This window comes from Vibrio makurazakiensis, assembly GCF_050337375.1.
Taxonomy (GTDB): domain Bacteria; phylum Pseudomonadota; class Gammaproteobacteria; order Enterobacterales; family Vibrionaceae; genus Vibrio; species Vibrio makurazakiensis.
This window is the reverse complement of sequence record NZ_JAKJSW010000015.1, coordinates 1-12599: the sequence shown is the minus strand read 5'-3', so window position 1 is coordinate 12599 and position 12599 is coordinate 1. Positions and strand designations below refer to the sequence as shown.

Below are 12599 nucleotides of genomic sequence, written 5' to 3'. Positions count from 1 at the left end.
CCTGTGATTAAAAGAATAAGCATTACCCTATTAATTGGTATTATTTTGGGGGGCTGCGGCACCCTTCCAAACGAAGTTAAGCATTCCCCCGAGAAGTCCACACCTCATTCAAGTAGCTCATTATCAGAATTACGTGATGTATAYTCGACTGAACAATCCGTAGCAGACACTAGCGGCGTTCTTTTTCAGAATACTGGCTGGGAAGCTCTTGCTCAAAGGCTAGCTCTCGTTGAAAGTGCTGAGCACAGTATTGATATTCAGTATTACATTTGGAATTCAGATATTTCGGGTCAGTATTTAGCTAGCCGACTTATTTCAGCTGCAGATCGTGGCGTTGAAGTGAGAGTGATGCTTGATGATATCAACCTTAACGAGCGAGAAGATTTACTGGTTTATCTCGACTCGCATCCTAAAATCGATATTCGAGTATTTAATCCAACGCCTAATCGAAGTGGCGTAGCAAAGTGGCTAAGTGTCTTAGGTGACTTCTCACGCCTGAACCGTCGTATGCACAACAAATCGTTCACCGTTGATGGTGCCTGGTCAGTTGTTGGCGGACGCAATATAGGTGATGAATATTTTGATCTATCTGATGAGATTAATTTTCGTGACCGAGACGTTTTAGTTACGGGGCCTGTAGTCAATGATATCCAAGCTAGTTTTGTAGACTATTGGGACAGCCAATGGTCATACCCTGTTGAACTGCTAGGCGGTGATGCGGCTTTAGGTGTGCCTGAGGCGAACTCAATTATGATACCTAGTTATAGAAACTACCCAGATTTACCTCAAAGTAAACCTGAAGCAAATCGCTATATGCATGAGCTAGCTAAAAATATGAAATGGGTAAAGGCAAGTTTTACTTACGATAGCCCCGTTCCTCTTGATGAAACGAACACCAGTGAGCCAAAAGAAACGGCCCAACTGTTATCTAAATTGGCTCAGCAGTCTGAACATGAGGTGTTATTGGAGTCTGCCTACCTTATATTTGATGACCCTCAATTAGAGGAGTGGGATGAATTAGCAAGCCGTGATGTTGATATAAAAGCATTGACAAATTCTATGGCTTCTAACGATCTTACAACGAATCATTCTGGTTACGCTGGGCGTCGTAAAGATATGCTTGAAAATGGAATTCAGCTGTTCGAATTGAAGCCTGAAACGAGCCTGTGTGAAGAGTCTACCCGAGATGAATCTAAATGTGCACCAACGTTAGCCTATGGACTTCATGCTAAATCGGCGGTTTTTGATCGAAAAATAGCGAGCGTTGGCTCTTTTAACTTTAACCTACGTTCGACTTACCTTAATACAGAATCCATTTTGGTAATCGAAGATGAAAGTGTCGCTCAAAGTCTTGCTTTAGATATAGAGAACGCTATGAACGAAGATAATAGTTGGTACTTGGATCTAAAAGAAGGCGATGTCTATTGGCATTCTGAAGGAAAAAGTTGGGACTCAGAACCTGAGACTGGAAATTGGGAAAGGTTTCAATCTCGCTTCTTACAACTCATTCCAATAGAAAAATACTTATAATTAAACCAAGCTCGTTAAGCCATTAGCGAGCTTGATTTGGCATATCGTCTAAAGCTAATAGATGAGTGGGGAAGGGCTAGTCATAAAACTTTTTGTGTTCGATAAAATCAATAGAACGAGAAACGACTTCTTTTGAATAAACAAGAGCAGTATGGCTAAGGTTTAATGAACAGGTTGCGGTAGCGCCAATAAGGTCTGCGTCTTCACTTGTTACAGTTCCATCACCAGCACTTCTTCCTAATACGATTCTACTGACACCCGCATCAAAACTACCAGTAATGACCCCGATAGGGACATTAATTTCGTGCTCACCAAGCCCATCATTTAAGATTTTCTCACTACGACCTAAAAGAAAACCAAGTCTATTTTTCGAAAGGAACTTAGCTATTGTTGCACCGTTATGTGGAGTGCCAGCAGTGATGATACAAGTATCTGAAAATACCGGATGGTAGGTTTGGAAATAGTGGCGGATCAATAACCCACCCATTGAGTGGCCAAAAAAGTAGACATGATCTGTCTCTTTAAAGCGAGTGCTAACAAAACGATTGAGCTTTTTAGCAGCAGAAGGAAACTGTAGAGAGTTGTAGCCAAACTTATGGGTCTGATAGCCTCTTTTTTTAAAGTGCTTATCGAGATACTGCATGATAAGTGCTGGCATATAAAGGCCGTGAATTAGCACTATATGTTTGTTTTTTGTCTTCATATCAGCCACTTAGTTTCTAATTTTGTTCAGTGTATGAGCTTATACTTTTTGACTCAAATTTACTTAGAAAAAGTGTTATCTAGCTGGCTATATAGAAAATCTTGACCGTCGAATATAGACTTTTTCTGGCTAAGAATGGCTATCAATTCAAAGGAAGCAATGTAATAGAAAGAAAACGTGGGGTCTATATGGGACGAAATAAGTTGTCGGCATACAAAGATTTAGTTTGGAGTGTTGCTACATCGGTAGACACAAGTCTCGATATATTTAGTTAAACTCAATTGGCACTACATACGATTGATAGTCATTTTACCGAATTGGGAGCTTATCATTGACGCCTAAGATATGAGTAAGCCCATCGTATCAAAGCGTGGTTTTGAAGTGGTCGCGACAACTACAGAATACACGTCACCCAATAGCTAATATGAGATTATGGAACCATAGTTAATTCTTGGCTACGGTTTAAGGTTAGGCTGCAACAAAACACTAAAGGCAGATTCCCAATGCCTAGCACTTTCAGCTCAAGTTAAGTTTTGTGTTAAGGTGCGCTGGCTTAAGTAAGGTCGCTATACATTTCATCAGTTTAAAGGTTTTCAATGCTTGAATTTAAAACAGTAGGTCTTTTCGTACTAACGGCCGTAGCCGAAATTGTCGGTTGCTATTTGCCTTACCTTTNGCTTAGGCAAGATAAGAGTATTTTGCTTTTAATCCCAGCAGCGCTCTGCCTTGCTGCGTTTGCTTGGCTTCTCACACTTCACCCAACAGCAACAGGTCGAGTTTATGCTGCGTATGGAGGTGTATATATTTCTGTCGCATTAATATGGCTTTGGCTCGTAGATGGTGAAAAGCCAACTATGTGGGATCTTGTTGGTGGTTCGATTGCTCTGTTTGGTATGGCAATCATCATGTTTGCACCCAAAAGTGCATAACAGGGATCTTATAAGCGACGACTAAGCATTTGGCGATTTGGATTCGATTTACAGATGGTCAATTGAGTTTGGTTTAGGGTTGTTAGTCACTTAGGGCGTGTGATGTGTTTAGGGGCAATAGAATGAGCTCAAAAAGCCGAGCTCATTAGTATCGTTTAAGAGTGGATTATGATTTGCTCGTCTTCAGATATCACGAGGCTGGCTTTGCTTTGTTCAATGAGTTGGGCTGCGTAAGATGGCGTTACGGCTTGAGTTTCGCCTTTCGCTTTAATTGTTAGTGACTCCCACGCTTGGTCTCTATATTTACCCGCTTGAGTGTATTGGATGAGTACTTTCATAGTGTTCGCTTAGGTGTAGTTGACGTGCTACTAACATTAGTGGGTTTGCTGTGGTTACGCACCTGTTAAAAATGAAACATAAGTTTAATGAAATGGTTTGAATGTTACTTTTTAGGTGGTAATTAGCGCTGCGGTTAACTAAACAAAGCATGTTAGTAACGACACAGATCTGATTCTTAATGCTTGGCATGATTAAAGGGCGTGAGTATAGTGATATAGGTGTTTATTGATATTTGGGAGGTGGACTCCTCATGTCTTAACTTATTGCGATGCTCTAAGGGGTTATTTTGCTCGATCTATTCAAGAAAGTAGTGTTAATTAATCTTGTTGCGGCATTGGCTGTAATAGCACTATCCCAGTTTGTTCCCTTCTTCGCGACCACTAGGTTAATCGACTTTTTGTTCTTTATTGTTATCGTTATATGGGTTTTGGCTAAACTTATGTGGGAAGGTGGTATCCACAGTAAGACGACTAGACTTGATGACCCTCGAACAGACAAAGTCTACAGAATGGTAGAGGGGCATGATTTTGAAAAAGACCAACAACAGCAATATAGAATGAACTACCAAACAGGGCTGGTTTTCTTTATTGCAGGCCTGCCAGCATTAATCGGTTGTTTAGTCCTTCAATTTCTTTGACTCCGAAAGTGATGAAGTATCTAAGGTGATTTACAACACCTGGAATAACTCGTTTGCTGACTCAGGAATTTATGGAAAAGTTCTGGTCTGGTGGTAAGGCTCACGACTCAATCGGATGCTATAGCAAAGGATAGTTATGACTACACAAGATTTATCAAAAATGGGCGAGGCTAGAGTCTCCGTTGAATTACTTGATGGTCTCAAATGTATTCTGAAGCAAGGAGCATCTGATGTTGAAGTTAACTTCTACCAGTTAGCGGCCTCCAAATTAGCGGGTGTGAATACTCCGGCATTATTAAGGGCAGAGGGTAACAGTCTAAACATAGAGTACATTCCCAATCGTATTTCGCTAGTGGAGTTACAATCCAATCCACAAACGTTTGAGCAATTGTCATTAATCCATAGTTCCCGATACGTACCATCCTTTACGGTTAAAAAGCATGAGTGGACAGGTGCAGCTACTGAGTCAGCTCTATCAATATTGCAGCTCTCTGAAAGTGCTCAAAGCGCAATAAAATATCTTCAGTCGTTATCTGACCGTTTATTTGAATTCCCGGGCTTAATTTCGGGGGATACCAACGATGGGAATTGGGGCTCGAGGGTTAACGGCGAGCTTGTTTTATTTGATTGGGAGCGCTTTGGTTATGGTAGCCCTGCAATTGACTTAGCTCCTTTGGTTAAAGGGCTTGGTTCGGTTTCTGATTATGAAATAGTCGTTCGAAAATATGCCCGCTATAACTCACTGTTAACGGAGCATGAGCTAATAAAACATCTCATCATTGCCAAATGTTGGATAATTATAGAAGTGGTCAACATACTGGTTGTTAGGAATAACTCGGAAGCTTTGAAGTACATAAATTGGTATTGCAATAATGTTCCACAGTGGCTGGAGTCTGTGGGAAAAGTACTATAAGACATACTGCTTACTTCAAAGCAGTGTTCATTTCCGTGGGGCTGTTGGGAGTAATGAGGACTTTACGGCAATAGCTAACTAACCAGAAAAGCGTGTAATACCATTGGTCTCTTATTGTTGAGAAGCCGTTTTGATACCACACACTTTCTATCTTTCTTTACTATCTATCGAACTAAACTACATACCACTATGTTATTTAGAACTAGGTATGTTACTTAGTTCTGGGCAGCGAGTTCCTTTCGAACGATTTCTGCGCCTGCACTTAAAGCGTTTAATTTAGCTGATGCGACAGGACGAGCTAAAGGTGCCATACCACAGTTAGTACAAGGGTAGAGGTTCTCGGCATCGACAAATTCAAGTGCTCTTCTTAGAGTGTTGGCAACTTCTTCTGGTGTTTCAATGGTATCGCTGGCTACATCAATAGCCCCAACCATTACTTTCTTGCCTCGGATGAGCTCAAGTAAATCCATTGGTACATGAGAGTTGTGGCATTCTAATGAAATAATATCGATATTAGACTTCTGCAGTTTTGGGAAAGCTTCCTCATACTGTCTCCACTCTGAACCCAGCGTCTTTTTCCAATCGGTATTCGCTTTGATGCCATAGCCATAACAGATATGAACGGCCGTTTCACATTTAAGCCCTTCAATTGCTCGTTCTAAACATGCAATACCCCAATCGTTAACCTCATCAAAAAATACGTTAAATGCAGGTTCATCAAATTGAATAATATCTACGCCAGCAGCCTCTAATTCTTTGGCTTCCTGGTTGAGGATCTTAGCAAACTCCCATGCTAGTTTTTCACGGCTTTTATAATGGTCATCATAAAGTGTGTCTATCATCGTCATAGGACCTGGCAAAGCCCATTTGATCGGCTGTTTAGTTTGTTGACGTAGAAACTTGGCATCTTCAACAAACACAGGTTTCTGGCGAGAAACCGGGCCAACAACCGTAGGTACGCTAGCATCATAGCGATCGCGAATTTTAACGGTTTTACGTTTCTCAAAATCAACGCCGTTGAGGTGCTCGATAAACGTTGTTACGAAATGTTGGCGAGTTTGTTCACCATCACTGACAATATCAATATTGGCTTGTTGTTGCTCATGTAGTGACACACGTAAAGCATCGTGTTTTCCATCTGTTAACTCGTCGCCTTGCAATTTCCAAGGTGACCAAAGTGTCTCTGGCTGTGCTAACCAAGAAGGCTTAGGTAAGCTGCCAGCAGTTGAAGTCGGTAATAGTGTTTTCATAATAAGTGCCGCTGTATATTTGGTAAGTTATAAGGCGTAATTAGCAGACCAATGCTCAAGAACTGTTTGGTATGGTTTGATGAAGTGTTCTTCAGCGAACTTTCCTTGCTCAATAGCCAACTGGCTACGTTCTTCTCGGTCATACACTATTTGAGTGAGTGAGTGATCTAAGTTCTTCAAATTTGGCTGATAGCATTTCCCAGCAACAGCGTTGGCATTATAGATTTCAGGTCGGTAGATTTTCTGGAACGTACCCATGGTGCTGATGGTACTGATAAGCTCTAGATTGGAGTAATCATTCAGTAAATCACCAAAGAAATAGAATGCCAAAGGTGCAACACTATTTGGTGGCATGAAATAACGAACTTGTAGGCCCATTTTTTTGAAATATTGTTCAGTCAGAGAGGACTCATTTGGCTGATACTCAAAACCTAATACTGGGTGCTGATTTTCAGTTCGGTGGTAAGTTTTATTATCGGATACGCTTAGGCATATAACAGGCGGTTTATTAAAATTCTCTTTGTAAGCTTGAGAATTCACGAAATATTTAAAAAGCTTTCCATGTAAATCACCAAAATCTTCTGGAATACTAAATTTATCTTGGCCTTTATTATGATCTAGTAGTAATACACTAAAGTCATAATCTCGAACATAAGAAGAAAAATTATTACCTATAATTCCTTCAATACGTTCGTTTGTTTTATGGTCAATAATGTTTGTTTTCAGTACTTCGATAGAAGGGAACGCTTGACCACCGTTCTCGATATCCATATCAACAGAAATGATTTCAAGCTCAACAGAGTAACGATCACCCTTTGGATTATCCCAATGTGCTAACGCATTGAAACTGTTGTCAATCATCTGTAGGGCATTACGCAAGTTAGCTTGGCGGCTGTTGCCTCTAGCTAAGTTAGCAAAGTTAGTTGTGATACGAGTGCTGTCTGCTGGTTGGTAATTTTCATCGAGACTAATGCTCTTAATCGTAAAATTAAATTCTTTATTCATAGTGGTAATCCGTATCCAAATTTTTTCCGATTCTTTCGGGCGCTAGTCTTAAATGTCTTGTTATTTTTGACGCTGACCAGATTAAGAATCGACGGTAATATCGTCTGAAGTTAATCGCTTAGTATTTTTATACTTGGAACGGAACACGATTAATAATGTTATTGCTTCACATTGAACATGAGAAATATTCATGATCTATTATGTTTGAATATTTTAGTGAGTGTCAGTTATATTAATTAGCTTGATGGCAATATAACCACATTTATATTGTGTAATAACCGACTAATTATATTAAGAGATAAGTGAATGAGTGAGTTGCTGTTGTTAATTATATACTGCGCGCTATTAGGTAGCGGCGTTGGTTTTTTGGCGGGATTGTTAGGTATTGGAGGGGGGCTAATTATTGTTCCGGTACTGAGCAGTATTTTACTTCACTTTGAGGTTTTACCGTCTGAACAGGTGGTTGTTGCTGCAATTGCAACCTCATTGGCTTCAATATTATTTACATCAACGTCTTCAGCTATTGCTCACCATAAAAATGGTAACGTTCCTTGGGAACTTGCCCCTTGGATTATGATGGGAGTGGCTATTGGTGCACTCATCAGTGGTTTCATGGCTGCATTATTACCAGAGAAAGTCGTTCGTATCGTGTTTGCCGTGAGTGTGGTTCTTATAGCCATTAAGATGTTCTTAAGCAGTAAAAACGATTCTCCGAAAGAACGACAGTTACCAAATAAAGGATTGTTAACAGTCCTTACGACGATTACTGGCGGGTTGTCCGCTATGATAGGCATAGGTGGCGGCGCGCTTTTAGTGCCATTGTTGACGTTCTTTTCTGTCGATATGAAAAAGGCTATAGGCTGTGCTTCTGCTTGCGGTATTGTTATCGCATTATTTGGTTCGGTAGGTTATATCAGCTCAGGCAGTAGCCACTTTTCTGTAGCAGATGGATTTGCTGGGTTTGTATATCTCCCCGCTTTACTGGGGATAGTGTGTACCTCTTGGTTTACCGCGCCTTTAGGGGCAAAAGCGACACATTACTTACCTGTTCCAACGATTAAAAAGATTTTCGCAGCCTTGCTGTTAGTTATCGCTGCAAATATGACGATGAGCTAAACATAAGCTTGCGCTTCTTCAACGATAAACTGCGATTCAGTAGCTTTACGCCTAGGCTCACTGAATCGTTTATTTTGTAGTGACTTGTTGATAATTTTAAGTGGGGAAGGATAATGGCGCGTGTTCCTCACCCTAAGAATTAGTCACAATGCGTTTAGATAAATTTGTTTGTAAAAGTACCGAGTTAACCAAAGCGGAAGCGATAAAAGTCATCCATTCTGGTGGTGTGAGTGTCAACGACGATATTATTACGAATGAAGCCACGCAAGTTCATGAAAATAATACAGTACTTCTAAATGACGTGAAGTTAAAAGCACGTGACTTTCGCTATATTCTAATGCACAAACCAGCGGGTACGATTTGCTCAAATATTGATGAGGTCTACCCATCGTTATTTAAGTATATAGAGGTGGACAATGTCTCTGAACTTCACATTGCCGGCCGTTTAGATGCAGATACAACGGGTATGGTTTTAGTTACCGACGATGGACGTTGGTCATTTAATATTACGACTCCTACAAAGGAATGCCGAAAGGTATACCGCGTTGGTTTGTCTCGCAATATTTCTGATGATGTTGCTGAAAAGTTTAAAAATGGCATTCAGTTGCAAGGCGAGAAGAAGTTAACACGCCCTGCGATCTTAGAGGTTATTGACTCAAAAGAAGTGCTGTTAACCATCACTGAGGGCAAATTTCACCAAGTTAAACGTATGTTTGCTGCAGTAGGTAATCGCGTTGTTTCGCTTCATCGGGAAGCGATTGGTGAGGTGACTTTAGATATACCTGTTGGGCAATGGCGATACTTAACGGATAGTGAAATGAAGTCATTCGGCAAATAACTAGATGTTTACGCCGAGTTTAGTCAACTAAGCCATTTCTTTTTAGCCCGCGTCTGACATTCGTACACAGTTTGCCAAACCTTCTTATCTCTTCAAAGTTGGGCGCTATCCCGCGAGAAATGCTGTGTTCCCAATACATTAATTCACTGTCTACCAGTTCAATCAATTTCTTAGGGCAGCCAACGCAATCGCCCTTCGGCCCACAAACAAAAGTTTCAGGATCTTCTAAAGGGAATTGTTGTTTGACCTCAGCTATAAGGTTCGACATAGCCAATGCTAGGCTAGGTTTACGGGCGCTGATTTTTTCTGACTCAGACATAGAGAAGACCTATTGAAAATGTTTGTGATAACACACGATAAGCAGAAGCGTGGGAGCGTAATTCCTAGTGCCGGCGGAGTCTTTGATCTACCACAATAGAGTTCGGCTTTTACTCTAAAGGGTTAGCGGATTGATCTTGGTTGAAAGCGTGAAGTTAGGGTGAAAGTAATAAGGTGAATATCAGAGTGCAGTAAAGCCACGCCTTAATGTGTAAACGTGGCTTGTTGAGCTGTGTCATTTAATATCGAGCAGGCGCTCTTTATTGCGTTAGTATTATTAATTGAATTAGAAGTCTGTTTTAGCTTGGAAGACCATCCATTCTTTTGTTACAGGGTGTTCAACCTCGAGCTTTTCAGCATGGAGGTGCAGGCGGTCGGCTTTTAACCCGTATAAATCGTCACCACGGATTGGCATGTGTAAGCCATCGGTGTGTGAGCAATGTACTCTTAATTGATGAGTACGCCCTGTTTTTGGGTATAAATAAATTTTGGTTGTTGAATCGTTACGCTCAATCACTTCCCACTTAGTTTCAGCAGGCTTGCCGTGTTCATGGCAGACCATCTGGCGCGGGCGATCATTAATGTCTCCGCGAAGTGGTAACGTGATATAACCTTCATTTTCTTTGAGCACACCTTCAACGAGCGCAACATAGCGTTTCTTCACTTCTCTCGCCATAAACTGCTTTTGTAGACTCTTATTCGCTCGCTTTGTTAGGGCAAAAATTAATATGCCAGAGGTAGACATATCCAGTCTATGGATAACAAACGGCCCTTCAACATCAGTGAACAACTGCTCAATGCGGTAAGCTGCCGAGTCCTTTATTGTACGGCCTGGTACAGACAAAAATTCAGCAGGTTTGTTTACGACAACAATGTGATCATCTTGATAAAGAATGTCGAGTTCTTTCCCTTCTGCTGGGTTATCCAGTAGGGGATTTGGGTCCATTTCAATGCCTTGCAGCATATGCCCCAAAATCGGCTCGCACTTACTTTGGCACGACGCGTAGAACTTTTTATGCTTTCGAACTTCCGACTTAGGCGAGAGCCCCCACCAAAATTCGGCGAGTGCGATGGGCTTTAAGTCATTGAGAAAAGCGTATTGCAGAAGTTTCGGTGCAGCGCATTCCCCAGAACCTGCCGGTGGAATATGGTTTGGTGTGTCTTTGAATATTTCGTTTAGATCTTTTGTCTTTCCGTGACTATTCAAAAACGCATAATGTTCAAAGAGCTTATGCTGTAAAAGGTGAGACAAATTCGCTCGCTCTTCTTTTAGCATTTCAATCTCTTGCTCAAATACACTTAGTCGGCTTTGGATTTCGGCAAGCGCCTCCTCCCACTGTTGCTTTAAATACTTAAGTTTGTTTTTTTCAGCAACACTTTCTTTACCCAGATCAATGATCAGTTGGTCAAGGTCAGCTGCGTTAAAATGAACTTCAGCATGGGCACGCTGTGCTTTACGAGACTTTCTTCCTTCAATAATAGATTGTCGTTGCTCTTCAATTTCATGTTCGGCTTGCAAACGGTTTTTAGCTAATTCTGCTTTGACTGCAGCAAAATCGGGGTTGGCAAGCTTAGCCTTATATTGATCGCTCACGACAGTCACCTCTGCGAGCTGTCCTCGATAGAAACTATCTTCTGAAAGCATGTCGTAAACAGGCGGTACGAATCCAGGAAGTAGGTTTTGGTCGGCAATTTTTCCAGAGAATGCTGAAAGAAAACCAAGTTCGCCTTGTTGGTTCTGAACCACTAACACACCAAACATTTTCCCACGTTCTTTGGTTGCTTTTGACGCTAAAAGAGATGGTTCAGCAGGTTGACTAGCCTTTGCTGAATTTGAATCGTCAATACCGAAGTCATGGTGCCAAGTCGTTTGCTCGGTTAGGTGTTTCTGAAGCTGCTCGGCAGCTAATTCACATAATGGATGGGGTTCATAATAAAATGGGAAAGTGAACCGTTCGGGAAGCGAATATTCATCAGTAGATCGTGAAAAAGGAGTAAAACAAGGAACTGAAGAATGCATAGAAATATCGACTTTTCTTAATAATGAAAGTAGTGGTTTTTTCTTAAGTGTAAAACCAATTTAGGCTGGGCGTGATTCTACTTGTTTGTACAGCATTCGTCACTGAGGATTAGTTACCAGTACCAAAGGTGATGTTGTTAATATTTTCCATAATTAAAAGTCGATTTTGACTTGGTCTTGATACAGGTTATCGGCGGCACTTTTAGATTATGCCAATCTGGTATTTGAATAGTCGAATAAGCAGAGTCATAACTGTCCAAATGAGTAACGAAATAGTGATGAGAACTGAAAAAGAAAAAATGCTCGCAGGTGAGCCATACGATGCATGGGATAAAGAGTTATATGATGCTCGAATTACTTGTCGTAAAAGAATGCAAAGCCTCAATAGTAGTATTCCTGACACCGCCGAGTGGAAGAACGCGATAGCTAAATTGATTCCAAATGCGCCAGAAGGCACCTATCTAGAGCCGCCCTTTCGTTGCGATTACGGCACTAATATAAAGCTAGGTAAGAACTTTTACGCTAACTTCAACTGCGTGGTTTTAGACGTTAATATCGTCGATATTGGCGATAATGTGATGTTTGGGCCGAATGTTCAGATTTACACTGCTGGTCATCCACTAGATGTTCAATCACGAGTGGAAGAGGGGATTGAGTTTGGTCATCCAATCAATATAGGACATAACGTATGGATCGGCGGCAGCGTTGTGGTGTGTGCGGGTGTGACGATTGGAAACAACTCAGTCATTGGCGCTGGCAGCGTGGTGACTAAAAACATACCTGCTAACGTGGTTGCGGTTGGCAATCCTTGTAAAGTTATTCGAGAACTGTAGCGGTTATCTCTGCTCGTAATCAAATCAGATCAAGTAGCCAAAATGACGATCGGCTACTTGTATCCACTTTCTCTAATTGGCTATAATATCGCCCATCATTTCTATCGGAGCTAACGCCATAATGAAGTACTAACGTCCTGACAGTCACTATTCATCACAGCTAAGTTA

General features: G+C 41.2%; 13 protein-coding genes. 7 read left to right on the top strand and 6 right to left on the bottom strand.

Annotated elements, in window-relative coordinates:
• The coding region (locus L4C33_RS00985; RefSeq protein WP_428810618.1) for a phospholipase D family protein at nucleotides 1-1530 on the top strand (1530 nt) is incomplete at its 5' end.
• 76 nt (nucleotides 1531-1606) lie between these two features.
• Here the strand turns inward: L4C33_RS00985 and L4C33_RS00980 are convergent.
• Complete coding sequence (locus tag L4C33_RS00980) at nucleotides 1607-2233, bottom strand: esterase/lipase family protein (RefSeq protein ID WP_428810617.1); 627 nt, start codon at nucleotides 2231-2233, stop codon at nucleotides 1607-1609.
• A gap of 596 nt (nucleotides 2234-2829) precedes the next feature.
• On the opposite strand from L4C33_RS00980, the gene L4C33_RS00975 reads away from it, so the two are divergent.
• The gene (locus tag L4C33_RS00975) at nucleotides 2830-3162 is read left to right on the top strand and encodes a YnfA family protein (RefSeq protein ID WP_428810616.1); all 333 of its coding nucleotides are present in this window, start codon (nucleotides 2830-2832) and stop codon (nucleotides 3160-3162) included.
• 155 nt (nucleotides 3163-3317) lie between these two features.
• Here L4C33_RS00975 and L4C33_RS00970 read toward each other — a convergent pair whose 3' ends face one another.
• The gene (locus L4C33_RS00970; protein WP_428810615.1) at nucleotides 3318-3500 is read right to left on the bottom strand and encodes a hypothetical protein; all 183 of its coding nucleotides are present in this window, start codon (nucleotides 3498-3500) and stop codon (nucleotides 3318-3320) included.
• 287 nt (nucleotides 3501-3787) lie between these two features.
• Between L4C33_RS00970 and L4C33_RS00965 the strand changes: the two genes are divergently transcribed.
• Complete coding sequence (locus L4C33_RS00965) at nucleotides 3788-4138, top strand: hypothetical protein (protein WP_428810614.1); 351 nt, start codon at nucleotides 3788-3790, stop codon at nucleotides 4136-4138.
• Between the two features lie 136 nt (nucleotides 4139-4274).
• On the top strand, nucleotides 4275-5051 hold the full coding sequence (locus tag L4C33_RS00960) for a phosphotransferase family protein (RefSeq protein WP_428810613.1): 777 nt from the start codon (nucleotides 4275-4277) through the stop codon (nucleotides 5049-5051).
• Nucleotides 5052-5266: 215 nt separating this feature from the next.
• Here L4C33_RS00960 and L4C33_RS00955 read toward each other — a convergent pair whose 3' ends face one another.
• Entirely contained in the window at nucleotides 5267-6301 is a 1035-nt protein-coding gene (locus tag L4C33_RS00955) for a methionine synthase (protein ID WP_428810612.1), read from the bottom strand.
• A 27-nt stretch (nucleotides 6302-6328) separates the two neighbouring features.
• Nucleotides 6329-7306, bottom strand: a complete 978-nt coding sequence (locus L4C33_RS00950; protein ID WP_428810611.1) for a DUF1852 domain-containing protein — start codon at nucleotides 7304-7306, stop codon at nucleotides 6329-6331.
• Nucleotides 7307-7612: 306 nt separating this feature from the next.
• Between L4C33_RS00950 and L4C33_RS00945 the strand changes: the two genes are divergently transcribed.
• Both L4C33_RS00945 and L4C33_RS00940 read left to right on the top strand, forming a co-directional pair.
• A complete protein-coding gene (locus tag L4C33_RS00945; RefSeq protein WP_428810610.1) occupies nucleotides 7613-8422 on the top strand; it encodes a sulfite exporter TauE/SafE family protein in 810 nt (269 codons plus the stop codon).
• Nucleotides 8423-8570: 148 nt separating this feature from the next.
• Nucleotides 8571-9260: a pseudouridine synthase gene (locus L4C33_RS00940; protein ID WP_428810609.1), complete on the top strand. Its 690-nt coding sequence runs from the start codon at nucleotides 8571-8573 to the stop codon at nucleotides 9258-9260.
• Between the two features lie 19 nt (nucleotides 9261-9279).
• On the opposite strand, the gene L4C33_RS00935 is transcribed toward L4C33_RS00940, so the two are convergent.
• Both L4C33_RS00935 and L4C33_RS00930 read right to left on the bottom strand, forming a co-directional pair.
• Nucleotides 9280-9579 (bottom strand): hypothetical protein, encoded by a 300-nt coding sequence (locus L4C33_RS00935; protein WP_428810608.1) that lies wholly within the window; start codon nucleotides 9577-9579, stop codon nucleotides 9280-9282.
• Between the two features lie 285 nt (nucleotides 9580-9864).
• Nucleotides 9865-11598, bottom strand: coding sequence for an RluA family pseudouridine synthase (locus L4C33_RS00930; protein WP_428810607.1), 1734 nt, complete (start codon nucleotides 11596-11598; stop codon nucleotides 9865-9867).
• Nucleotides 11599-11876: 278 nt separating this feature from the next.
• On the opposite strand from L4C33_RS00930, the gene L4C33_RS00925 reads away from it, so the two are divergent.
• A complete protein-coding gene (locus L4C33_RS00925) occupies nucleotides 11877-12431 on the top strand; it encodes a sugar O-acetyltransferase (RefSeq protein WP_428810606.1) in 555 nt (184 codons plus the stop codon).
• Nucleotides 12432-12599: the final 168 nt, after the last annotated feature.